Origin of the sequence: Kribbella sp. VKM Ac-2568, from assembly GCF_004345365.1 — a bacterium.
GTDB lineage: Bacteria > Actinomycetota > Actinomycetes > Propionibacteriales > Kribbellaceae > Kribbella > Kribbella orskensis.
The window spans coordinates 196,440-219,509 of sequence record NZ_SLVF01000006.1 but is presented as its reverse complement, the minus strand read 5'-3'; the positions used below and the strand labels follow the sequence as shown (position 1 = coordinate 219,509).

The following is a 23,070-nucleotide window of genomic DNA, read 5'->3' as shown; positions in this document are numbered from 1 at the left end:
CGGTAAGGAGCACTGATGGAAGCCGCGCACGGCCTGTATCGAATCGGCGACAGCGGTGAGGCCGTCGCCGAGATCATCGGGAAGCTCCAGCGGCTCGGCCTGCTGGAGCCGGGCGATCTCTACGTCTACGACGAAGCGACCGCCCGCGCCGTGCGGGGGTTCCAGCAGCAACGCGGGCTGATGATCGACGGGATCGTCGGCCCGCAGACATACCGGGCGCTCGACGACGCGCGCTGGCGGCTGGGTGACCGGCTGCTCACGTACGTCGTCTCGCACCCGCTCACCGGCGACGACGTCCAGGCCCTGCAGGCGAAACTGCAGGAACTGGGCTTCGCCGTCGCCCGGGTGGACGGCATCTTCGGAGCGGACACCCAGCGCGCGGTGACCGAGTTCCAGCGCAACATGGGCCTGCCGGCCGACGGCACTTGCGGCCCGTCCACCTTCAAGGCCCTGCAGCGGATCCGCCCGATGGCGACCGGTGGCAGGCCCGACGCGCTGCGCGCCAACGAGGCAGTTCGCGCCGCCGGACCGCGGCTGTCCGGCAAGACCGTGGTGATCGACCCGGGCCACGGCGGGTTCGACTACGGCTGGGAAGGTTTCGGCCTGCGGGAGTCCGACGTGGCCTACGACCTCGCCTCCCGGATCGAAGGCCGCCTGGGCGCGACCGGAGTACGGGCTTATCTTTCGCGGGGGCGTGACCAGGGGCCGGACGAGTTGGCCCGCGCTGCGTTCGCGAACGAGACGGACGCCAATCTCTGCGTGTCCCTGCACACCGACGGGTCGATGAACCCCGAGGCACAGGGCGTCGCGACGTACTACTACGGCACCGATCTGCATGGTGCCTCCTCCAGCGTGGGCGAGCAGTTCGCCGGCCTGGTGCAGCGCGAGATCGTGGCGCGCACGGACCTGCTGAACTGCCGGACCCACCAGAAGACCTGGGACCTGCTGCGGCGTACGAAGATGCCGGCGGTCCGGCTCGAGATCGGCTATGTGACGAACCCCCACGACTCCGCCCGGCTCGCCGACCCGGCCTTCCGCGATGTGATCGCGGAGGCCATCGTGGTCGCGATCCAGCGCGTCTACCTGCCGCCGGAGCAGGACGCCGCCACCGGCATGCTCCGCTTCGGGCAACTCACCGTCTGACCTCCGAGCCGACGAGTTCTGCCTCGCTCGGCTCGTCATCCACCGGTTCCTCGCGTTCGAGGGCGACGGTGGGGAGGATCCGGTCGAGCCAGCGCGGCAACCACCAGGCGCGGGTGCCCATCAGCCGCAGTACGGCGGGCACGATCACGCAGCGGATCAGCAGCGCGTCGAGCAGCACCGCGACCGCCAGCCCGAGACCGAACTGCTTCAGCATCCGGTCCGGACTGAGCAGGAACGCCCCGAAGACCACGATCATGATCGCCGCCGCGGCCGTGATCACGCTGCCGGTGTTGGCCAGCCCTTCCCGGACCGCTTCCCTGGCATCACCTGTACGCCGCCACTCCTCGTGGATCCGGGAGATCAGGAAGACCTCGTAGTCCATCGACAGGCCGAACACGATCGCGAAGATCATCACCGGCACGAACGCCTCGATCGGCCCTTGCTGCGCGCCGAACCAGCCTTGCTGGAAGACCAGGGTGATGACCCCGAGCGATGCGCCGATGCTGAGCAGGTTGAGCACCGCCGCCTTGAGCGGGATCAGGATCGACCGGAACACCGTCATCAGCAGCAGCGCGGACAGGCCGACCACGACGAGCACGAAGATCGGCAGCCGCTTGCTCACCGCTCCGGCGAAGTCGTCGGCCGCTGCGGTGGTGCCGCCGACGAGATAGGTCGCATTGGTCTCAGCCGCCAACTGGGGAAGGGTTTCCTCGCGCAGCCGATGCACCAGGTCGCTGGTCGCCTCGTCCTGGGGCGCGGATTTCGGGAACGCCATCACGGTCGCGACCTTGCCGTCCGCCATCAGTTGCGGCGGAGTGACGGCCGCGATACCTGGATCTGTTGCCAGCTTGCGGCCCAGCGCCTCCGCGGTCGTCTGGTCCCCCTCCGAGACGATGATGAGCGGACCGTTGAAGCCGGGGCCGAATCCCTGCGCCAGCAGGTCGTACGCCTTGCGGCTGGTCTTGGCCGGGTCGTCCGTGCCTGCGTCGGCGAATCCGAGCCGCATGTCCAGTGCGGGCAGACAGAGTGCCACGAGAGCAAGCGTTCCGAGGACGAGCGGCACCCAGGGACCGCGCTGGACGCGAGTCGCGAGCCTCCGCCAGCCGTCCCCCGGCTGACGACGCGACTTGGCCGCGTGCTTGCGGACGCTGCGCTCGATCCTCTTGCCGAACAGGGCCAGCAGGGCCGGAAGCAAGGTCACTGCGGCGAGCATCGTCATCAACACGGTGACCGTCACGCCGAGCGCAAGCCCCTGCAGGGAACCGAGCCCGAGTGCCAGTAGACCGAGCAACGCGATGACGACTGTGCAGCCGGCGAAGAGTACCGATCGGCCCGCGGTGTCGAGGGCGATACGGCCTGCCTTGGGTCGGTCGGCGCCCTTCAGGAGTTCGCTGCGGTAGCGAGAGAAGATCAGCAGCGCGTAGTCGATGCCGACGCCCAGGCCGACCAGCATCATCACCGGGGCTGTGTAGCTGGGAATCGTGAACACGTGGGAGGCGAGTACCAGCAGGCCGAGCGTGCTGCCGACAGCGAACACGGCCGTCAACAGCGGAAGGCTTGCCGCCAGCAACGAGCCGAACAGGAAGACCAGGATCACCAACGCAGCAAGGACTCCTGCGCCTTCGGCCGCGCCACCCGCGCTCTCGGCCGCGCTGCGGGCCAGGTCTCCGCCGACCTCCACCTGCAGGCCGTCCTTGGCGATCCCCTGGGCTTTGTCGATGATCGTTCGCACGTCCGCCAGCGGCATGTCCACGGCTGCCACGTCGAGGTCGACAGTCGCGTACGCCGTACTGCCGTCGGTCGACAGAGAGCCTTTCGCGGTGAAGGGATCCGCGACCGCGGCGACATGCGGGAGTTTGCCGACCTCCGCGAGCATCCCAGTGATCTGGCTCTTGGTAGCGGGCAGCGTCAAGCCGTCCTCGTCGTGCAGGACGATCTGGACCGAGTCCGTCTCGCCTCCCGGCTGGTGCTCGCGGAAGACGTCGATGACGCGTTGCGAGTCCGTGCCGGGCAGGGAGTTCTCGTCCCGGTAGGCGTTCCCGACCAGCGTCGACCCCACGGTCACGCCGACGAGGACGAGAACCCACAGGAACACCGCCACTCCGGCGTGCTGCATCGCCCATCCGGACACCCGATGCAGCAGCCCACCGCGGTGCCTTCCACGGTCGTCGGTCATCTCGTCCCCTCCAGAGTCGCACGCCTACATGTAGCGTCTCTACATGTCGTCTATCGACGATAACACCTCTATGGGTAGACTGCCTACATGAAGGCGGATGCGCTCCGGGGACACCTGGACCCCATGATCCTGGCGGTGGTCGAGCAGGAGCCCCTGCACGGCTACGCGATCATGGAGGCGTTGCTGGAGCGCAGCGGCGGCGAGCTAGACCTGCCGACCGGGACGCTGTACCCGGCTCTGCGGCGTCTGGAGCGCGCCGGCTACCTGGCCAGCGAGTGGAGCACCGTCGGCGGCCGAAAGCGCCGTACGTACCAGCTCACGTCCGCGGGACAGAAGATGCTCGCGGCCGGTCGAGGCGATTGGGAGACCTTCCGGACGGTCATCGAGGGCGTGCTGAAGCCCCGCACCACCTGAATCGCCAGGGCACCGCAGGCTGGCTCAGGCGAGCGTCAGGCGGAGGCAGCGGTGAGCCGAGCGGGTGACCAGGCTCAGCGGAAGCAGTACGAAGGCGCCGACCACCGACAGGCCGCCGAGGGCGGAGCCGTGGAGCTCGTTGCTCGAGGCGCCCAGGCAGATCGAGATCCCGCCGACCAGCACGCAGCTGATCAGCGCGAAGATCGCCGTGATCCGGGTCGCCCGGTCCCGCACCGCCGGATAGCGCAGCCCCAGGGCTGTCGCGACGAGTGCCAGTACGGCGCCGGCGATCGCGAGCACGCCGACCACCATCACGAGCTGGTTCATCAGGGCGACGAAGGCGTTCGCGGACTCGGGATGCTGCGTCCACGCCCACACACCCTCCTGCCAGACGATCGGCTGGGCGAGCATGACGAGGCAGAGCATCACCGCCGTACGCCGTCCCTGCGCGATCCCGAGCTCCGCCCGGTAGCCCGGCACGACCTCACTGAGGTCACCAAAATCCAGTACGGCCCGGCGCTCGGCTTCCGACCTGCTCAGGCCGTCCGCCTCGAACGCCTCGGTGGCGTCCACCAGGTGGTCGTGTGCCTCCGCCATCAGGTCGGCCTTGCGGCGGCGCGGTCCACTGAGCGCACGACTCAGCTCGGCGAGATAGCTCTCGACCGGTGTTGGCGCGGCGACGACGGCTCTGGTGCGGGGCACGCCTTCAAGTATGGGGATCACCCGGCCCAGCCACGTCGGGGTCTCCACTGAACCTCCCCTGGTTGTCCGTCAGGGAGCGGCAGTCACGCGCGCCTTGCGGCGATGCCTGATCACGAAGAAGCCGACATACGACACCACTAGGAGGGCGAAGCCGATCTTCTCCGCCGTCGGGGTGGCGCCCTCCGGCCAGATCCTGCCGTCCAGGTAGTGCTCGATGAAGCCGGCCTGGTACGGCTGCTCGCCCCCCATGCGGCGGAAGTACTTCTCCAACGCCGTCACCGGGCAGCCGAAGTCCAGGATCACGATGGCCAGGTTCCACACCGCGACGAACAGAACCGCCCAGATCAGCCGCGGCCACCGCCAGGCCAGGAACCCGCCGATGACGAAGAACACGAGCAGGGCGCCATGGATCACCATCACCAGATCCGCGAGAACGCGGTACACCATCACGTTCTCCTTGTCCGGGCTATCGGTGGGACTCGCGGATGACGGCGTCCCGCACGGTGACCGGCCTGGGCGGGGACGGTTCGGGCCTGATCGCGCCCATCAGACGCTCCACAGCCGCCTCCATCTCACTGCGCCAGGTGACTGTCGAGCGAAGGTCGAGCCGCAGCCGCGGATTGCGAGGATGGTCCCGTACTACGCCGAAACCGACCGCCTGCAAGAAATCGGTAGGCCAGACACAGCCCGGGCCGTTCCAGCGTGAGTCGCCGAATGCCTCCACCGCCCGGAAGCCCCGCTTCAACACGTCCTTCGCGACGGCTTGCACGAGGATCTTGCCCAGGCCCAACCCGAGGTACCGCGGCAGGATCCGCCCCGTCGCCAGTACTACGGCGTCCGGGCTGACCGGCGCGGTCGGGAACGCCTGGATCCTCGGGAGGTAGGACGCCGGCGCGTAGATCGCGAATCCCGCCGGCTCGTCGTCGATGGTCAGCACCACCCCCGCAGTACCCCAGTCGAGCAGCAGTTGGGACAGCCACGCCTCTTTCTCGAGGCCGGTGTCGCCGTTGCGGCCGGCATGGCCCGCTGCGACCGGATCGAGCTCCCAGAAGACGCAAGAACGGCATGGCACCGGTAGCTCGTCGAGATTGGCGAGCGTGAGCGGTTCCAGCCGTCGCGCCATCAGTGCATCCGTTGCCCGTAGATCCGCTGCCAGGTTGATCGCAGCCCGGTGAGCTGCTGCCGAGCCATCCGCTGTCGGAGCATTGCCCGGCTCACCGGGCGGCTGGCGCCGGAGTCCGCGCGCCGGGAGTCTCCGCCGCCTCGGGGGCGACGTACCGCTGCTGGATCTTGGCCGCGGGTTGCCGTCGGAACAGCTCGCCCGCGAACCCGGCGAGCACGCCGAGGAGTAGTCCACCGAGCGTCCACCCGAACGCCTTGCCCACGCTCATCGCGTCCCCTGCCTTCCGCAGCACTCCAGGTCGTGCCGGGGCGCCGGCCCGTCACCGGCCGTCTCAACTGCCAGTCAGCAGCATGGTCGAACGTGCCCCTATAAGGCATGGTAGTGAGAGGTTGCGCCGATCGGCAGTCCGGGCACGCGAACACGCTCGGCTACTTCGGCGTAGCCTGGTGCCTTCCCCGGTGAAAGCTAGCCCCTCATCACCTTGCTTTGGAGCCGCTCCGTGAGTGCTGACCTGCCCGACGTCCGGCAGACCCGTCTCGACAACTATGTCGACCGGTACGCAGCACGGACCAAGGGCATGACCGCATCGGAGATCAGGGCGCTCTTCTCGGTCGCCAGCAGGCCTGAGGTGGTCTCCCTGGCGGGCGGAATGCCCAATATCGCGGGGCTTCCGCTCGACGTGGTCGGCAGCGCCGTACGCGATCTGGTGGTCGACAACGGCGCGGTCGCGATGCAGTACGGCTCCGGCCAGGGCGATCCGACGTTGCGCGAACAGATCTGCGACGTGATGCGGCTGGAGGGTATCGACGCCCATCCGGACGACGTCGTGGTGACGGTCGGTAGCCAGCAGGCGGTCGACCTGGTCACCCGGGTGTTCTGTGATCCGGGCGACGTGGTGATCTGCGAAGCCCCCTCGTACGTCGGTGCGCTGGGCGTTTTCCGCGCTTACCAGTGTGAGGTTGTACACGTCGCGATGGACGACGACGGGGTGCAGCCGGAGGCGCTGGAGCAGGCGATCGCCGCGGTTCGGGCGGCCGGCAAGAAGATCAAGTTCTTCTACACGATCCCGAACTTCCACAACCCGGCCGGTGTCTCGCTGTCGTCCGAGCGCCGCCGCAAGGTGCTCGAGATCTGCGCGCGGGCCGATCTGCTGGTGCTCGAGGACAACCCGTACGGCCTGCTCGGCTTCGAGGGAGACCCGTACCGCGCGCTGCGGGCGGACAATCGCGAAGGGGTCATCTACCTCGGCTCGTTCTCGAAGACGTTTGCCCCGGGGTTCCGGGTCGGCTGGGCGGTCGCGCCGCACGCAGTACGCGAGAAACTCGTGCTGGCACAGGAGTCGGCCACCCTGTGTCCGCCGGTGTTCAGCCAGTTGGCGATCTCGTCGTACCTGACCCGCCACGACTGGCTCGGCCAGGTGAAGCAGTTCCAGGAGATGTACCGCGAGCGCCGGGACGCGATGCTCGCGGCGCTGACCGAGAAGATGCCTGCGGCAACGACCTGGACCCGTCCTGGTGGCGGGTTCTACGTGTGGCTGACCCTGCCGGGGGGCCTCGACGCGAAGGCGATGCTCCCCCGCGCTGTCACCGCCCGCGTGGCCTATGTGCCCGGAACCGCGTTCTTTGCGGACGGTTTCGGCTCCCAGTGCATGCGGTTGTCGTACTGTCACCCGACCCCGGAGCGGATCACCGAAGGTGTCGCCCGGCTGGCCGCGGTGATCAACGAGGAGCTCGAGCTCCGTCAGACCTTCGGACCGCTGAAGCCGGGTGCCGGCCGCAACTACGACGCTCCGGGCCCGGAGCTGAGCTAGTGATGTGGAAGCAGTTGGACCGGGCTCCGGCTCGGTCGGCCGGGCAGTAGCGGTACCGTTCGAATGGGCCTCGGGACCGGCGCCCTGCCGGAGTCGCCCACGAGTGATCAGGAAGTTTCTATGAGTGATCTGGGTCGAGTGCTGGTATTGGCCGGCGGTCTGTCGCACGAGCGTGATGTGTCGCTGCGCTCCGGCCGCCGAGTCGCCGATGCGCTGCGCAGCGTGGGTGTCGAGGTCGAGCAGCGCGACGTCGACGCGAGCCTGGTCGAACGACTCCGCAACGATCCACCCGATGCGGTCTTCCCGGTCCTGCATGGCGTCACCGGCGAGGACGGCGCACTCCGCCAGGTCCTCGACCTTTACGGCGTCCCGTACGTCGGCGCCGATGCGGCCGCCTGCCGGACTGCCTTCGACAAGCCGGTGGCCGCCACCATGGTCGGCTCGGCCGGTCTGAACACGCCGCCCTCGGTCGTTCTCGGCCACGACACGTTCCGCGAACTCGGGGCTGCCGCGCTGATGGAGTCCGTGATCTCCCAGATCGGTCTGCCGCTCGTGGTGAAGCCCGCTCGTGGCGGCTCTGCCCTGGGCGCCTCGATCGTGCGCTCGGCCGACGAACTGCCTTCGGCGATGGTCAACTGCTACGCCTACGGCCCGGTCGCGCTGATCGAGCGGTACGTGGACGGCACTGAGGTCGCCGTCACCGTGGTGGACACCGGCGACGGACCACGCGCGCTTCCTGCGGTGGAGATCCGGCCGGACTCGGGGTTCTACGACTACGAGGCCCGGTACACCGCCGGAGCCACCCAGTTCGTCGTACCGGCTCGGCTCGAGGAGTCGGTGGCCAAGGCTTGCGCGGAGGCCGCCGTCACGGCGCACCAGGCGTTGGGGCTGCGGGATCTGTCGCGGTCGGACCTGGTTGTCGACGCCGATGGAGTGCCGTGGTTCCTCGAGGTGAACGTCGCGCCAGGGATGACCGAGACGTCCTTGGTGCCGCTCGCGGCTGAGGCTGCTGGTATCGAGCTCGGTGTGCTGTGCCGCGATCTGCTGGCCGCTGCCGCCGCTCGTTGAGGTTCTGATGCCTGTCGCGCCGACCACCGATCCCGTGGCTACTGACCCGCAGCCGCCGGCGCGACCTTTGTGGCGGACGATTCTGACTCCGAGATGGACCGGACTCTTCCTCCTGGCTGCGGCGATCGCTGCGGTCATGTCTGTGCTCGGTGTGTGGCAATTGGACGTCTACCAGTCGAAGACTGCGGCGGCGACCGCCAAGCGGGCTGAGGGTGCACCTGTGCCACTGGAGTCGTTGTTCTCGGTGAACGACGGACTTCCCTCCAAGGCTGTCGGCCGACAGGTGACTGTCGCCGGCACGTGGGGACCGGCCGCGGATCAGCTGTACATCTCCGATCGGCGGAACGGCGACCGCGACGGGTTCTGGGTGGTGTCACCCGTGATGCTCGGCTCTTCTGGCACCGAGGCTGGCGCGGTGATGGTCGTGCGCGGGTGGGTGGCGACTGTCGACGATGTGGCGGCCAAGGCGCCTACCGGGCCTGTTTCATTGACCGGTGCAATTGCCGCTTCTGAAGCTCAGGACGCGTCGGGTGATGCCGCGAAGGGACGAGTCCTGCAGTCCCTGCGGATTCCGACGATCGTGCACCTGGTCGACTACCGCATCTACGACGCCTTCGTCGTACAGACCTCGCTCGACAGTGCTGCAGGCTCCGGGCAGGCGCCGGCGAGCGTGACGCCGCCGAGCCCGCCGACCGACCACGCGGGTCTCCGCAACGTCGCGTATGCCTTCCAGTGGTGGATCTTCGCCGCCTTCACGCTGTGGATGTGGGGACGGATGGTCCTCGACGCGCACCGCTCGGACGAGGACGACCAGGCTGAGGGCGACGTGGAGCCAAGCGGTACCGTTTCAGCGTGACCTCCCCCGTAGACCCCGCCACGTCCGCCGCAAGCCCGACCATCACGCCGGCCGTCCGGGGCGCCCTCACCCGCTATCGCATCATCGCCTACATCGTCGGCGTGATGCTGCTCGTGCTGCTCTTCGTGGCGATGCCGCTCAAGTACCTCGGCGACAACCCCGCCGCCATGAACGTCGTGGGCCCTCTGCACGGCTTCCTGTACGTCGTGTACCTGCTCGGCGCCTTCGACCTGGCCCGCCGGGTCCGCTGGAACCTCGGCCGCATGATCCTCGTAGCCCTGGCCGGCACGATCCCCTTCCTCAGCTTCTACGCCGAGCGCAAGGTCACCCACGAGCTCACCCAGCACTGACCCTTCCGCCGTGGGGCCGGTGAACGGACCTGGTCCGACATCGACGTCTTGCGCCGCGTCGCCCACTCGTTCCTGGTCGGCCAGCGCGACCATGCGGGTGCGCTTTTCGCTGCTTTGATGCAGGTCCACTGCTCGCGTAGATGCAGTCGTTCGGGCGATTCTCCTCACCTACCGTGCTGCGCATGGACGCGACCATCCACACCACAACCGCGGCCAGCCGCGCCAACTGGAACATCATCGCTCCCTCCCGCCCCGGCCAGCCGGCCGAGTTCTTCAGCTCCGGAGGCGTCGTCCTCGAGGACTACGAGCAGGAACTGGCCGGCGATGTCCACGGCAACGCATCCTGCAACTGGCCTGCTCATGCGGCGACCAGGTTCTTTCCTGGACCAACCTCGGTGCGATCGCGACCGGCATCGACATCTCCGACGTCGCCATCCAGGTGGCCAGACGCAAGGCCTCCGACGCCGGCATCGAAGCCGACTTCCGGCAGGCCGACATCTTCGACCTCCCAGCCGACCTGGTCAACCTCGACCTCATCTACCTCAGCTGAGGCGCCATCTGCTGGGTACCGGACCTCTCGACCTTCGCCCAGATCGTCGCCACTCGCCTCCGCCCCGGCGGCTCCTCCCTCCTTGCCGGCCACCACCCCCTCTGGGACGTCCTAGCCGTAGAAGGCGACAACCACCTCTCGGTAGCCGGCAACTACTTCGCCCGCACCACCCCTCGCCAGACCCCCGAAACCAACAACGCCAAACTCCCCACCGGCACCCGCAACCACCCGACCCCCACGCCCGTTCTCCACCTTCATCCTGGCCCACCAGCGACGTAATCACCGCCCTCCTCACCGCCAACCTCCGCCTCACTACCTTCACCGAATCCCCCACCCCGACCCCCTATTCCTCCCTAGGCCCCACCGCCACCCACCTCGCCGCCTGCTACTACCTCAAAGCCACCAAGCCCCACCCCCATGTTTCACGTGAAACCCCCCGCCGACACATCTCCAAATCCCTTTGTCGACAAATCCCACTCCACCGCTCCCCGGAAGCCCGGCCAAGGATGCACCCCCCGGCGAGCACGCTCAGGCCTGCCAGGAGAAGCGCCGACAGCGACCACCACGCATCGCCAAGATCGCTTAGAACGCCGCCCACAGAACAATCCGCACCCACAGCGCCGCCCTCACCCTCAGCAGTCCACCACCAGCCGACACGCACCCTCGATCAGCCGGCACCCTGGGTCTGTCTAGTTTTCGGTGTAACTGTTGATCTCTGGGTTACTTGCGTCCGGCGGACAGTCGCCCGTCGAAGGTGATCTCGAAGGCGTTCAACGCTTTCTTCCATCGGTTGGACCAGCCAGCCGCCTCGGCACTCGACTTCTTTGCAGCGTTCACATCAGTCACAGGTGTCTCCTACGTCTCAGGAGTTACACCGAATAACTTACAGTCCCGGCACCCTCAAGTGGTCGGCTCTGGAACCCAGATCAAGAGTCGGGGATAGGGGCCCGGGACGGGAACTGCCAACCGTCGATCGGGAGTCAGGAATCTCAGGAATCGCGGTCGGATGACCGGGGTCGGATGGCCGGATCGATGACCGGGGTCGGATGGCCGGATCGATGACCGGGGTCGGATGGCCGGGTCGGATGACCGGGGTCGCGTGGCCGGGATGGGGAGGCCGAAGAACGTAGGTCGGGAACGCGGGTCGCGAGGCGAGTGCAGGAGACGCGACCGGGAGGCCGGTGCGGTGGGCCGGGGGGCCAGGGTGCAGGGGCCGGCGCGGGAGGTCAGTGGGTCAGATGCCTCGGCGAAGGTCGGGGTCAGGAACCTTCGAGGCCGAGGACTGGAGACCGCGGCCGGGAGCATAGGTCGGGTGTCGTGCGCGCCGCCGGAGGCAGGACTGGGCCCCCAGTCGAAGGCACGGGGTGGCTGGCAGCAAGCGGACCGCGACCTGTCAGAGCCAATCGCCAACCCCAGGAATGGCGGCGCGCCACACGCTTCCAATCACGCAACACCGAGCCACCACCAACACGCGACCCGTTCCGCCGCCGCCCGCCAGGCCAGCCGGACGTCAGACTTGTCCGCCAATACATCGCACCTCCCCCAGCACAGGAGACGCGACTGCAGAACACGCCCTCCGGCCACGGGTCCGCCGCAACGGGCTCGCCGCAAAGTTCGATGGCCACGACGTCCGCCGCCGCCGACCGAGTCCGCCAACCCGCACGCGCCCAATAGCAGCCGCACCGACAGATGACCCGCGCCGCCGCGAGCCGACATCGCCTTGGCCACGACCCTTCGCACAGCGACCACGTCACGGACACCATCACGGGCTCGGGCGCCGCGGATCCCGCCACCACAGACCTCTGCCCGGTATCCAGCGCCGGGCTGCCAGCGACTCCACCAAACCGAGGGCCGCTTGAGTCGAGCCCGCGCGGCCGGTACGCATCCAGCTCAGCCAGCCAAGCCCGACTACCGAACTCATACTGGCGTGCCCACGGAAACTGGGGAGTCCCATCGCCCAGGCGATGCGGCTGAGCCGACGCTCCGCCCGTCACTGATCCAGGGGTGTGTCCCAGGACTTTCAGGCCTGAGGTGTGGGTGCAGGGACGCGGGTGCCTGCGTGCGGCAGGACCCGCGCAGGCAGACAACATGGGGCCAGGAGCGCGGAGGCACGAGCGTGAAGGCGGAGGGGGTGGGCAGAGGCGCGGGATTCAGGCGGCGTCGATCCACGGATACGAAGGGCAGCGGGTTGTGCTGGTCAGGGTCGGGTAGGGAGGGCTACGCGTTGTCGTGGTCAGGGCGGACTGCCGAGGTCTGGTGCCTAGGCGCTGGTGCGCCCGCTCCGCTCGCGGGTACCCGTCTTGGGGGTGCGCGACGGGGAATCCGGCGTCCGTGGTCCGACGATGGGATGTCCGGCGTCGACGCGCCCGACCGGATCTCGGGCGTTCGATGTGCCGGACGGGATCTCCGGCGTCCGACTCTTCCGACGGGGGGTCCACAGTTGGCTGACGCGCGTGCAGCGTGGCACATGTGCTCCGCGCGCCCGCCGGGTTTTGTGTGTCGTCGGAAGGGGCTGGCCGATGCCTGCATCGCGGACTCGCGCCGAAAGGAACCCCGAGCGATCCGATGCCGGCGGCCTTGGCCTTGCCTCCAAGACCCAGGATCCCCTCTGCGGCGTTGTACGTCCCCGGCGTTGAGTGACCCTGGCGGACCGGTGACAGCGAACTCGCTAGCCCCGACAGGAGCCTCGCCTCGCCGACCGATCCCTCGCATCTCGCCGTCGCATCTCGCCGTCGCCGTCGCATCTCGCCGTCGCCGTCGCATCTCGCCGTCGCCGTCGCATCTCGCCGTCGCCCTCGCCCTCGCCCTCGCCCTCGCCCTCGCCCTCGCCCTCGCCCTCGCCCTCGCCCTCGCCCTCGCCCTCGCCGACAGACTTTAGCTGCGCGCTGCTTCTCCCTGCTCCGTCCGCTGCCGCGCCGTCCTTGGTGAGGAGGTGTGAGCGCTCGGGCGATCACGGGGACGCGTAGACCGGCGAGGATTCGGGCGGCGTGCTGCACGAACGGGCCGCGGACCGCAATGGGCCGGGCCCTGATCTGAGCCGCCTGGGTGTCGCGGCCGGCCGGCCGCCAGCCAGGCGTTCGGAGCCTCATCCCCGGCATGGTCTAGCGGTGTCATGCGAAACCCGCCCAGCACTCGGCCCGGCCGTTGGTTGGTTCGGGCGCACATTCCAACTCGACCCTGGCGCTGCACGGAGGTGGCTGGCTGACGAAGTACCAGTAGCCGGGCCTCGACCTTCGAGATCTGCCTCGAGACTTTGAGCCCCGCCCAAGTCCGCGGCGTAGACCGACGGCCTTCCTCGCGCCTGCCGCACGGCCCCCATCTCCCTGGCGTCGACTGCGTGGCAGTCGCCGCGCCTTGCTCTCGAACAATTTCGTCGGCGTCGACCTGTTCAGGGTCGGACACGGGTTCGGTCGAGAGGACTTCCATGGGGTGGAGCGGCGGGAGCGCGCTGGTGGCGATTGGGTGGCCCTATGAGCATGTTTCACGTGGAACGCCGCGGTCGGAGCCTGCGAGGGTGACGAGCCTCTGTCGCAGTCGCGCCTGCTTAGCGGAAATGCCGGGAATGCTGGGTGGTCGTACGCCAATCCGAACGAGAGTCCTGCCCGGGTGCGCTGGTCTTGGTCTGCCCGACGGCGCGCGTCCTGGCTCGTTTCACGTGAAACGAGCAACGCCCTCCGGCGACACTGCCAGGCTGGCCGTGGGCACGAGCCTGTCCGGGTGCCGCCTTGGTCCCTGGCCTGGTCGCTCGTGTTTGCACGTGCCTTGAGCGCGGCTGCGTCGGGCGGAGGTCGGGCTTGAGACGGTGGTGCTTGGAGTTGGTCGATGCTCGCGGGCGGCCTGCTTCTCGCCAGCGTCGCGATCCGGGACAGGTGCGCCGGTCTGGGCTTGGGCAGGCCAGTCACGTCGGGCGCCCTGCCGGCTTGGCGGCGTCCCGGGTGGTGCAACGGATGCTCGGACGATCTGCTGCTGGTGGTGTTTCACGTGGAACGGCGCCCCGGTTCGGCTGGAGAGTTGGCCGGGGCCCGGGCGCCGTTGCGACGTTCGAGGGGTTATGCGGTTGAGAATTCGCCGGAGGGTGGCGGGAGTCAGGCGGGGCGGGGCGGAGCGGAGCGGAGGGCTAGGGCTGTTGGGGCTTGTTGGGGTCCATCAGGGTGACGATTCGTTCTAGGTCGTCTAGGGACGCGAACTCGACGGTGATCTTGCCCTTGGTTTTGCCAAGGTCGACCTTGACGCGGGTTTCGAAGCGGTCGGAGAGGCGGTCGGCCAGGTCGACGAGGCGCGGGGCTACCGGCTTGTTGCGGCGGCGGGCGGGGGTGGGGTCGTCGGCGGACATGTCGCCCATGGCGACGATCTCTTCGACGGTGCGGACCGAGAGGCCTTCGGCGACGATGCGCTGGGCGAGGCGCTCGATCGCGTCGCCGCTGGGGAGGCCCAGGAGCGCGCGGGCGTGGCCGGCTGAGAGGACGCCTGCTGCGACTCGGCGCTGCACAGAGGCCGGGAGCTTCAGGAGGCGGAGCGTGTTCGAGATCTGCGGGCGGGACCGGCCGATGCGGGTGGCGAGGACTTCCTGGGTGCAGCCGAAGTCGTCGAGCATTTGCTGGTAGGCGGCTGCTTCTTCGAGCGGGTTCAGCTGGCTGCGGTGCAGGTTCTCCAGCAGGGCGTCGCGCAGCATCACGTCGTCGGCCGTGTCGCGGACGATGGCTGGGATGGTGGTGAGGCCGGCCTGCTGGGTCGCGCGCCAGCGGCGTTCACCCATCACCAGCTCGTATTTGTCGCCGCTGAGCCGGCGGACGACGATCGGCTGGAGCAGGCCGATCTCCTTGACCGAGTGGACGAGCTCCTCCATCGCGTCCTCGTCGAAGACGCTGCGGGGCTGCTTCGGGTTCGGCGTGATCTTGTCGACGTCGATCTCGGCGAACTCGGCGCCCGGTACGGCAGCCAGCTCGGGCGCCGCCGGTGCGGGCGGTGCGCCCGGGATGGAGTTGGACTTGCTGCCCAGGGTGGTGCTGGTCCCGGCAGCCGGTGTGCTGGGGATCAGCGCACCAAGTCCGCGTCCGAGTCGGGTGTTCATCGCCGCTCCCTCGAGGTTCGACTGCCTAGTACTGACGACAACTGTTCACTGCTCCCAGCCGACAGACCTCACGACCCGCCGCCTGCATTCGACCTACCCTGTACTGCGCCGCCGCGTTCTCCGTGCGGACCTTTGCACGAAGCACCACCTCAGCGAGGTGGTGCTCCAAAAGCTCCCGGGATACTCATCGCCGGCGAAGACAACCTCGCAACGGTAACCGGTCGGCCCCGATGGCACGACATCCGGTCCAAGTTCGTAGAGCCCGACACCGTGCGTCGTACGCGTCGGGGACCGTACCTCCAAAAGAAGAACGCTCGCCGGCCCGGTGGAAGCGTGGGCGGCGAGCGTTCTGGGGGGTACTGCGTCAGGCGTTGTTGCGCATGGCGATTTCGCGGGACGCTTCCAGGTACGAGAGGGCGCCGGCGGAGGCCGGGTCGTACGCCAGGACGGTCTGGCCGTGGCTCGGGGCCTCGGAGATGCGGACCGAGCGGGGTACGGCAGTTCGGAGTACGGCGTCCTGGAAGTGGCCGCGGACCTCGGCGGCGACTTCGCCCGCCAGCTTCGTACGGGCGTCGTACATGGTGAGCAGGATCGTGGAGACGTCCAGCGTCGGGTTCAGGTGCGACTTCACCATGTCGATGTGGCGGAGGAGCTGGGACAGACCCTCGAGTGCGTAGTACTCGCTCTGGATCGGAACCAGTACCTCGCGGGCTGCGGTCAGCGCGTTGACGGTGAGGAGGCCGAGCGACGGCGGGCAGTCGATGAAGACGTAGTCGTACTTCTCGCCTGCGGCCTCGGTCTCGGCCAGGTGAGCGTCGAGCGCCTTCTTCAGGCGGCTCTCCCGCGCCACGATGCTGACGAGTTCGATCTCGGCGCCGGCCAGGTCGATGGTGGCCGGTACGACGACGATGCCGGGGTGCTCGGCGCAGGGAGCCAGCAGTTTGCTCAGCGGCTCCCCCTCGATGATTGCCTCGTAGACACCGGGGGTGCCTTCCTGATGGTCGATCCCCAGCGCCGTCGACGCGTTGCCCTGGGGGTCCAGATCGATCACCAGGATCCGGGCGCCGTACAGCGCGAGGCCGGCGGCGACGTTGACAGTCGTCGTGGTTTTGCCGACGCCACCCTTCTGGTTGGCGACGACGAAGACCCGGGTTTCTGCGGGCAGCGGGAACTCGCGGCCCATCGTGCGTCCTTCATTCACCAGCAGGGTCCGTTCGGTGGCGGCGGCGATCGGAGTTTCGAGAAGTCGTCGCTGAAGCTCGTCCGACGTGGCCCGCGCGGCGATCTGTGCGGCAGTCATAGCGCCCATTCCAATAGGTGCGGTACTTGGCCCGAAGAGGATGTCCGTGGGGGTCGGGGCGGGTTTGCCCCCAGGTTCATCCACAGGCTTCTGTGGATGAATTCCCGCGTGAGGAGGCGTTTCCAGGGGGTAGTCATCCACAGGCGGTGGGGATTCGGGGTAGTCCTCGTCCGATCCCTCGGCGGTGGCGGTTTCACGTGAAACGACGTCCGCGAGTGCCCCAGCTTCCGCGGCCTCGGTTCCACGTGAATCAGGTTCTGGTGAAGCAGAAAGTGGCTCGGCATCGAGCCCGATCGAGGCGGCCGCGCGCAACGGAGAGGGGTGCTCCTGGCCGGCGGTCTGCTCCGCCCGAAGACCGCTGGCCGACTCTGGCGCGACGTCGGTGGTCTGTCCCAGCGCGACCTCGGCGGTCTGCCCTAGCGCGACCTCGGCGGTCGGCGGCACGTCCGCCGGTGCGGTTGTGCAGGCGGCCACTTGCGCGACGTCGCCGGCCAGATCGTCCAAGCCGTCCGCAAAGGGTGCGCCGGCAGCCCTGTCGCCGACAACAGCAGTGCTGGTGCTGGGCGATGCCGCTGAGGTCGGCGATGCCGTTGCCGTCAGCGGGGCAGCCGTGCCACTGGGCGACGCGGCTGCCGTGGACGAGGATGCGGCTGCCGGGGAAGAAAAAATGGGAGCCTCTGAGGTAGAGGCTGAGGAGGTTGAAGGGGACGCATCTTCAGTGGGAGCGTCCGTGGTTGGCGGGACTTGGCGGATGGTGGCCTGGTCTGCGGCCGGCCAGCCGATTCCTTGTGACACCCGAGGTTCACCGGTGCTCTTCTCAGGCCATCCGAGGGCACGACTCACGAACCCGATCACCTCCCGCGTCTTCTGTGCTGGGATCCCCGCGCAGCACGTCCGGCCACAATACTCACGACTGTCGTCGGCTGGGCCAGTTCATCCACGCCGAGTTCGTGGACGTGCCATTCCTCTGCACCGAGGGCCTGCAATTCACGTTCGGAGGCAGCCAGTTCCTCCTCGACGGAGGCACCCTTCATCGCCAGCATCAGGCCGCCTTCGACGACCAGTGGCAGGCACCAGGCCGCCAGTTTGCCCAGCGGCGCCACGGCCCGGGAAGTGACCACGTCGTACGACGCGGCCGGTAGATCCTCGGCGCGCGAGCGGACGACTTCGGCGTTGGTGCAACCCAGCATCTCCACGGCTTCCTGCAGGAAGGTGGTGCGCCGGAGCAACGGCTCGACGAGCGCGACCTGGAGATCGGGACGGACAAGGGCAAGCACGATCCCCGGCAGACCGGCACCGGTGCCGATATCGGCGACGGTGGATTCCTCGGGGATCAAGCGCTCCAGCACAGCACAGTTCAGCAGGTGGCGGTCCCACAGCCGCGGCACCTCGCGCGGACCGATCAGGCCCCGCAGTGTTCCTTCTGTGGCCAGCAGGTCGGCGTACGCCGCAAGCCGGTCCGCCGCTCGTGGAAAGAGTTCCTCCACGAGCGGCGGGGTTTCACGTGAAACGTCTTCCGTCACGAGCAGAACACGGCGATCACGCGGGCTGGACGACGACCCGGCGACGCGGCTCCTCGCCCTCGGACTCGCTGGTCAGACCGGCGGCCGCGACGACGTCGTGCACGACCTTGCGCTCGAACGGGGTCATCGGGTCCAGCCGCACCGACGCGCCGCTCGCTTTCACCTCTTCGACTGCCTTCCGGCCGACCTCTTCGAGCTCGGACTTCCGGTTGGCGCGGTAGTTCGACACGTCGAGCATCAGCCGCGACCGCTCACCGGTCTCCCGGTAGACGGCCAGCCGGGTCAGCTCCTGCAGCGCCTCGAGCACCTTGCCGTTCTCGCCGACCAGGTTGCTCAGGTCGGCCCCGACGATCGACACCGCGGCACGGTCGCCGTCGATGTCCATGTCGATGTCGCCGTCCAGGTCGGCGATGTCCAGCAATTCCTCCAGGTAGTCGGCCGCGATGTCGCTCTCGGCCTCCAGTGCCTTGAGGCGGTCGGCCGCCTGGTTCGTCGCCGGAGCGGACTTCTCCGCCGCCTCGGTGTTCTGCATGCCGTCGCTCACGGCCACTCCTTCACGGTTCGAGATCCGCCCCACGGGGACCCACGTAGTACAGAGCAGAGAAATCAGGGGATGCCGGCGTCTGCCGGTCAGCCGTCGGTCCTAGGAGCGGCCGGACGAGCCACCGCCGGGCTTCTTCTGCGCGGCCTTCTTCTGGGCTGCCTGCCGAGCGGCCCGCGACTTCGCGGCTGGCTGACGCTTCCCGGCCGAGGAGGTCTGCTTGGCAGCAGCAGCCTTCTTGGCGGGTTGCTGCTGGCCGTTGCTCGAAGGCTTCGGCGCATCCTGCACGGGCGAGCTGTCATCCGAGGCAGCCGACGCGGGCGAACCCGTCTTGCGCGTACTGCGCGACTGGCGCTTCGGCTGCTGGCGGTTGGCCGGACGGCGGTCGGTGGCAACCGAGCCTTCGCCCTCACCATCGGCCCCGGCCAGACCCGCGTCGGCAGGCTTGCCGGCACGCAGGTTGTGCTCGCGCTTACGCGCTTCCATCGCGTCGTACGCCGGGGTGCCGGGCGCCGGATTGCGCCGGATCACGTAGAACTGCTGGCCCATCGTCCACAGGTTCGAGACGAACCAGTAGATGAGCACACCGATCGGGAAGTTGAAGCCACCGATCAGGAAGAACACCGGGAAGACGTAGAGCATGATCTTCTGCATCTGCGCCGCCTGGCCCTCGAGGGCCTCCTTCGGCATGTTCTTGCGCATCAGCTGGAGCTGGGTGATGAACATCGTGGAGGTCATCAGGATGATCAGCACGACGGCGACGATCTTGACGTTGAGCGCACCCGGGCCGCTCGCCCGCAGGAACGTCTGCGAGATCTCCGCACCGAAGATCTTCGCGTGCTGCAGCGACTCGACGTACGGGTCCATGATGCTGCTGTGCGTCTTGCCCTTGGACGCGTAGTCGAGCACGCGGAACAGGGCCAGGAAGATCGGCGACTGGAGCAGCAGCGGCAGGCACGAGGAGAACGGGTTGGTGCCCGTCTCCTTGTACAACTTCATCATTTCCTGACCGAGCTTCTCCCGGTCATGGCCGTACTTCTTCTGCAGCTCCTTCATCTTCGGCTGCAGCAGCTGCATGTTCCGGCTGGATCGGATCTGCCGGACGAAGAGCGGGATCAGCAGGGTCCGGATGACGATGGTCAGACCGGCGATGGACAGCGCCCAGGCCCAGCCGCCGTTCGGGTCGAGCACCAGACTCCACAGCCAGTGCCACCCGACGAGCAGCGCGGACACGGCCCAGTAGAGCGGGGTCATGACCGCGTTGAAAACGTCTACGATCCCGTCCCACAGGGCGAGCTGGGGGATGGCCAGAAGAGTCACTCAAGCACCTCGCTGCGCGGGCCCGGCGTCGACGGACGGACCGGGCTGGTTGGCGGAGTCGGAATCTCCGCGCTGGTCGACATCTGTAGGTGGAACGGGGTCGTAGCCGCCGGGGTTCCACGGGTGGCAGCGGGCGAGTCTCCTCGCCGCCAGCCAGCTACCGCGCACCGCGCCGTGCCGCTCGACCGCTTCCAAAGCATAGGCAGAACAACTGGGGTAGAACCGGCAGACCTGCCCGTACATCGGGCTGACGAACTTCCGGTACAACTTCAGAAAACCGATGATCCCGTACTTGACGGGCGCGATCTTCATCGCGTGTCCAGACGCCGCAGGGCGCCCTGTACATCGTCGGCCAGCTCGTCGTACGACGAGGAGGCAGACGCGGGGAGTGCACGTACCACCGTCAGGCTGCCGGTCGGCAGGTTCGGGAGTTGCGCCGCCATCACGGCACGCAGACGGCGGTGGACGCGGTTCCGCAGAACCGCATTACCCACCGCCTTGTTCACCACGAATCCGACGCGAGCGGGCTCGGCCTCAGGGCCGGCCCGCAGCAACTGGTGGACCACCACGGCACGCCGACCAGCCCGCCGTCCGGACCGGACAGCGCGGCGGAATTCGTCGGACCGGCGGAGCCGGTTCGACGCGGGTAACACGAGGTGGTCACCGTCGCCAGCTCACCGGCTCAGGCCGCCAGGCGCTGGCGACCCTTGCTACGACGCGAGGCGAGGATCGCACGGCCCGCGCGGGTGCGCATCCGAAGACGGAAGCCGTGCTTCTTGTGCCGACGACGGTTGTTCGGCTGGAACGTCCGCTTGCTCACTGGAATGACTCCGGTTACTCGAGATCACGTGTGTCGACAAATCCACTGATAGATCTGTCCCTGGTGCAGGTCCTGCCCACCGCTCGAGAACCTTGACAATCCACAATGGTCCCGCTGGGAGCGCAGCACGAAACGGCCGGCTCAACACCGACTGATCCACGGTACGTGGCGGCCTGTGGACAGGTCAAACCAGTCATCCCCATACTTTTCCACAGGCCTGTGGATGGAACGCGCCGTCAAGGGCTCGTCACACACTGGTCAGATTGGCTACAGACGGCGACAGTAACTCCGTGGCCTCATCATGACTACGCTCCGGCGTCTACCCGACACGCCGGAGGTCGCCCACATTTTGGGTCCCGTAGCCTGTGGATGACGGCTTGAAGCGGTGTACGCGGACTTGTTAGCGTCAGCCCCTCACACCAGAGGTCCCGTACCCCGAGATCGGTAACCAAGTAGTTCCGCGCTTCGTTCACAACTGTGGACAACGGTGTGGACAATGAGGAAAACCGGCTGAGGAGAACAGCAACTGCGACGTGCGGCCGACCGGCTGCCGGAGTAGTGGCCGGGTGACGGGTCAAGGTCGCGTTGTACCGGGGACGAACCCGGGAGCGCCGGCCACCGCAGCGAAGGATTCGGGGAGCAACGCGTGGTCGAGGACCAGTCCGCCAGTGCGGAACGCAAGGCGGAAGTGAAGGATCTGGACGAGGCCTGGACCCGGGTACTCGCGGGACTACCACCGAACCAGCGGGCCTGGCTGACGAACTCCCGGCCAGTGACCCTGCACGAGAGCACCGCGATCGTCGCCGTCCCGGACGACTTCACCCGCGGTCAATTGGAGACGCGACTCCGGCCTGACCTGGAGCGCATCCTCACCGAGAGCTTCGGTCGGGACATCCGGATCGCCGTCACGGTCGACCCGTCACTCGACCCTGAGCTACGCGAGCCGACCGCGGCGCAGCCCGTAGTACAGGACTCGGCGCCGGCGATCCACTCGCCGCTGCACCAGCCGATGCACCAACCGCTCCAACAGCCGGGCGTTCATCAGTCGGGCGTTCAGCAATCCGGACTCCAGCAGCCGGCCCAGCCGATGCACGGACAGCCGGTCAACCGGCAGTCCCTCCAGCCGGGGCTCCAGCAGCCGAGCGAGCCGATCGGTTCGGTCGCGCCGCCGCCGAACGGATCCGCCCCGATCCAGCCGGCGACCGAGGCCCAGGGCGAGGCCCGCCTCAACCCGAAGTACACGTTCGAGACCTTCGTCATCGGTAGCTCGAACCGGTTCGCGCACGCCGCCGCGGTCGCGGTCGCCGAGGCGCCGGGGAAGGCGTACAACCCGCAGTTGATCTACGGCGACTCTGGTCTGGGCAAGACGCACCTGCTGCACGCGATCGGGCACTACGTCCGCAGCCTCTACACCGGCGCGCGGGTCCGGTACGTGTCCAGCGAAGAGTTCACCAACGACTTCATCAACGCGATCCGCGACGACAAGGCCGCGCAGTTCCAGCGCCGGTACCGCGACGTCGACGTGCTGCTGATCGACGACATCCAGTTCCTGGAAGGCAAGATCCAGACCCAGGAAGAGTTCTTCCACACGTTCAACACGCTGCACAACGCGAACAAGCAGATCGTGATCAGCTCGGACCGGGCGCCGAAACGCCTGGAGGCGCTGGAGGACCGGCTGCGGAACCGGTTCGAGTGGGGCCTGATCACCGACATCCAGCCGCCCGACCTCGAGACCCGGATCGCGATCCTGCGGAAGAAGGCCGCCACCGAGCGGCTGACCGCACCGCCCGAGGTGCTGGAGTTCATCGCCAGCAAGGTGCAGACGAACATCCGTGAGCTCGAGGGCGCGCTGATCCGGGTGACCGCGTTCGCCAGCCTGAACCGGCAGCCGGTCGACCTGTCCCTCGCCGAGATCGTGCTGAAGGACCTGATCCCCGAAGGCAGCAAGCCCGAGGTGACGGCCAGCATGATCATGGGTCAGACCGCCTCGTACTTCGGGCTGTCGATCGACGATCTGTGTGGATCGAGCCGGAGCCGAGTGCTGGTGACCGCGCGCCAGATCGCCATGTACCTGTGCCGCGAGCTGACCGATCTGTCGCTGCCGAAGATCGGCCAGCAGTTCGGCGGCCGGGACCACACCACCGTGATGCACGCCGAGCGGAAGATCCGTCAGCTGATGTCGGAGCGGCGCAGCGTCTTCAACCAGGTCACCGAGCTGACCAACCGGATCAAGCATCAGGCCAAGCAGCAATGACGTGCCGTGTGACCGTGCCCGAAGCCCTGTACGCCGAGCGCTACGACAC

22 protein-coding genes and 1 pseudogene are annotated in these 23,070 nt (G+C 67.9%); 9 read left to right on the top strand and 14 right to left on the bottom strand.

Annotated features, from left to right (window positions below; translation table 11 throughout):
• Positions 1–15: 15 nt before the first annotated feature.
• A complete protein-coding gene (locus EV648_RS18970) occupies positions 16–1,143 on the top strand; it encodes an N-acetylmuramoyl-L-alanine amidase (RefSeq protein WP_132293020.1) in 1,128 nt (375 codons plus the stop codon).
• Here EV648_RS18970 and EV648_RS18965 read toward each other — a convergent pair.
• Positions 1,133–3,319 (bottom strand): MMPL family transporter, encoded by a 2,187-nt coding sequence (locus EV648_RS18965; protein WP_132293017.1) that lies wholly within the window; start codon positions 3,317–3,319, stop codon positions 1,133–1,135. The genes EV648_RS18970 and EV648_RS18965 overlap by 11 nt on opposite strands.
• Before the next feature lie 87 nt (positions 3,320–3,406).
• Between EV648_RS18965 and EV648_RS18960 the strand changes: the two genes are divergently transcribed.
• Positions 3,407–3,733 (top strand): PadR family transcriptional regulator, encoded by a 327-nt coding sequence (locus tag EV648_RS18960; RefSeq protein ID WP_132189916.1) that lies wholly within the window; start codon positions 3,407–3,409, stop codon positions 3,731–3,733.
• A 24-nt stretch (positions 3,734–3,757) separates the two neighbouring features.
• Here the strand turns inward: EV648_RS18960 and EV648_RS18955 are convergent, their stop codons facing one another.
• The 4 genes from EV648_RS18955 to EV648_RS43305 form a co-directional block, all read right to left on the bottom strand.
• Positions 3,758–4,435, bottom strand: a complete 678-nt coding sequence (locus EV648_RS18955; RefSeq protein WP_132293014.1) for a permease prefix domain 1-containing protein — start codon at positions 4,433–4,435, stop codon at positions 3,758–3,760.
• Between the two features lie 69 nt (positions 4,436–4,504).
• Entirely contained in the window at positions 4,505–4,882 is a 378-nt protein-coding gene (locus tag EV648_RS18950; RefSeq protein WP_132293011.1) for a DUF2784 domain-containing protein, read from the bottom strand.
• Positions 4,883–4,901: 19 nt separating this feature from the next.
• The gene (locus EV648_RS18945; RefSeq protein WP_132293008.1) at positions 4,902–5,558 is read right to left on the bottom strand and encodes a GNAT family N-acetyltransferase; all 657 of its coding nucleotides are present in this window, start codon (positions 5,556–5,558) and stop codon (positions 4,902–4,904) included.
• 91 nt (positions 5,559–5,649) lie between these two features.
• Positions 5,650–5,826, bottom strand: a complete 177-nt coding sequence (locus EV648_RS43305) for a hypothetical protein (protein WP_199234692.1) — start codon at positions 5,824–5,826, stop codon at positions 5,650–5,652.
• Positions 5,827–6,057: 231 nt separating this feature from the next.
• On the opposite strand from EV648_RS43305, the gene EV648_RS18940 reads away from it, so the two are divergent.
• The 5 genes from EV648_RS18940 (at position 6,058) to EV648_RS45240 (ending at position 10,192) form a co-directional block, all read left to right on the top strand.
• On the top strand, positions 6,058–7,368 hold the full coding sequence (locus EV648_RS18940; protein WP_132293005.1) for a PLP-dependent aminotransferase family protein: 1,311 nt from the start codon (positions 6,058–6,060) through the stop codon (positions 7,366–7,368).
• A 120-nt stretch (positions 7,369–7,488) separates the two neighbouring features.
• The gene (locus tag EV648_RS18935) at positions 7,489–8,436 is read left to right on the top strand and encodes a D-alanine--D-alanine ligase (RefSeq protein WP_132293002.1); all 948 of its coding nucleotides are present in this window, start codon (positions 7,489–7,491) and stop codon (positions 8,434–8,436) included.
• Positions 8,437–8,443: 7 nt separating this feature from the next.
• Positions 8,444–9,292 carry an SURF1 family protein gene (locus EV648_RS18930; RefSeq protein WP_132292999.1) on the top strand — a complete coding sequence of 283 codons (849 nt, stop codon included), beginning with the start codon at positions 8,444–8,446 and terminating at the stop codon, positions 9,290–9,292.
• Positions 9,289–9,642 (top strand): DUF3817 domain-containing protein, encoded by a 354-nt coding sequence (locus EV648_RS18925; protein ID WP_132292996.1) that lies wholly within the window; start codon positions 9,289–9,291, stop codon positions 9,640–9,642. Before EV648_RS18930 ends, EV648_RS18925 begins: the two co-directional genes overlap by 4 nt.
• Positions 9,643–9,799: 157 nt before the next feature.
• Complete coding sequence (locus tag EV648_RS45240; RefSeq protein ID WP_132292993.1) at positions 9,800–10,192, top strand: class I SAM-dependent methyltransferase; 393 nt, start codon at positions 9,800–9,802, stop codon at positions 10,190–10,192.
• A 720-nt stretch (positions 10,193–10,912) separates the two neighbouring features.
• Here EV648_RS45240 and EV648_RS44760 read toward each other — a convergent pair.
• Complete coding sequence (locus tag EV648_RS44760) at positions 10,913–11,038, bottom strand: hypothetical protein (protein WP_255512852.1); 126 nt, start codon at positions 11,036–11,038, stop codon at positions 10,913–10,915.
• A gap of 1,807 nt (positions 11,039–12,845) precedes the next feature.
• Here EV648_RS44760 and EV648_RS18915 point away from each other — a divergent pair.
• Positions 12,846–13,070 carry a hypothetical protein gene (locus tag EV648_RS18915; protein WP_199234691.1) on the top strand — a complete coding sequence of 75 codons (225 nt, stop codon included), beginning with the start codon at positions 12,846–12,848 and terminating at the stop codon, positions 13,068–13,070.
• Positions 13,071–14,309: 1,239 nt separating this feature from the next.
• On the opposite strand, the gene EV648_RS18910 is transcribed toward EV648_RS18915, so the two are convergent.
• The 8 genes and pseudogenes from EV648_RS18910 to rpmH all read right to left on the bottom strand — a co-directional run bounded on the left by EV648_RS18910 (position 14,310) and on the right by rpmH (position 20,767).
• The gene (locus tag EV648_RS18910) at positions 14,310–15,263 is read right to left on the bottom strand and encodes a ParB/RepB/Spo0J family partition protein (RefSeq protein ID WP_132292990.1); all 954 of its coding nucleotides are present in this window, start codon (positions 15,261–15,263) and stop codon (positions 14,310–14,312) included.
• Positions 15,264–15,627: 364 nt separating this feature from the next.
• Positions 15,628–16,563 (bottom strand): ParA family protein, encoded by a 936-nt coding sequence (locus EV648_RS18905; protein WP_241995361.1) that lies wholly within the window; start codon positions 16,561–16,563, stop codon positions 15,628–15,630.
• A gap of 851 nt (positions 16,564–17,414) precedes the next feature.
• Positions 17,415–18,086 carry a 16S rRNA (guanine(527)-N(7))-methyltransferase RsmG gene (gene rsmG / locus EV648_RS18900; protein ID WP_241995360.1) on the bottom strand — a complete coding sequence of 224 codons (672 nt, stop codon included), beginning with the start codon at positions 18,084–18,086 and terminating at the stop codon, positions 17,415–17,417.
• Between the two features lie 16 nt (positions 18,087–18,102).
• The gene (locus EV648_RS18895; protein ID WP_132294068.1) at positions 18,103–18,618 is read right to left on the bottom strand and encodes a R3H domain-containing nucleic acid-binding protein; all 516 of its coding nucleotides are present in this window, start codon (positions 18,616–18,618) and stop codon (positions 18,103–18,105) included.
• A gap of 339 nt (positions 18,619–18,957) precedes the next feature.
• Positions 18,958–19,938: pseudogene (gene yidC / locus EV648_RS18890) on the bottom strand (membrane protein insertase YidC); the annotation flags it as partial.
• A 9-nt stretch (positions 19,939–19,947) separates the two neighbouring features.
• A complete protein-coding gene (gene yidD, locus EV648_RS18885; RefSeq protein ID WP_132292984.1) occupies positions 19,948–20,259 on the bottom strand; it encodes a membrane protein insertion efficiency factor YidD in 312 nt (103 codons plus the stop codon).
• Positions 20,256–20,600: a ribonuclease P protein component gene (gene rnpA / locus EV648_RS18880; RefSeq protein ID WP_132292981.1), complete on the bottom strand. Its 345-nt coding sequence runs from the start codon at positions 20,598–20,600 to the stop codon at positions 20,256–20,258. Before rnpA ends, yidD begins: the two co-directional genes overlap by 4 nt.
• Positions 20,601–20,629: 29 nt before the next feature.
• Positions 20,630–20,767 carry a 50S ribosomal protein L34 gene (gene rpmH / locus EV648_RS18875; RefSeq protein WP_077018336.1) on the bottom strand — a complete coding sequence of 46 codons (138 nt, stop codon included), beginning with the start codon at positions 20,765–20,767 and terminating at the stop codon, positions 20,630–20,632.
• Positions 20,768–21,455: 688 nt separating this feature from the next.
• On the opposite strand from rpmH, the gene dnaA reads away from it, so the two are divergent.
• Positions 21,456–23,021: a chromosomal replication initiator protein DnaA gene (gene dnaA / locus EV648_RS18870; protein ID WP_370452733.1), complete on the top strand. Its 1,566-nt coding sequence runs from the start codon at positions 21,456–21,458 to the stop codon at positions 23,019–23,021.
• Positions 23,022–23,070: the final 49 nt, after the last annotated feature.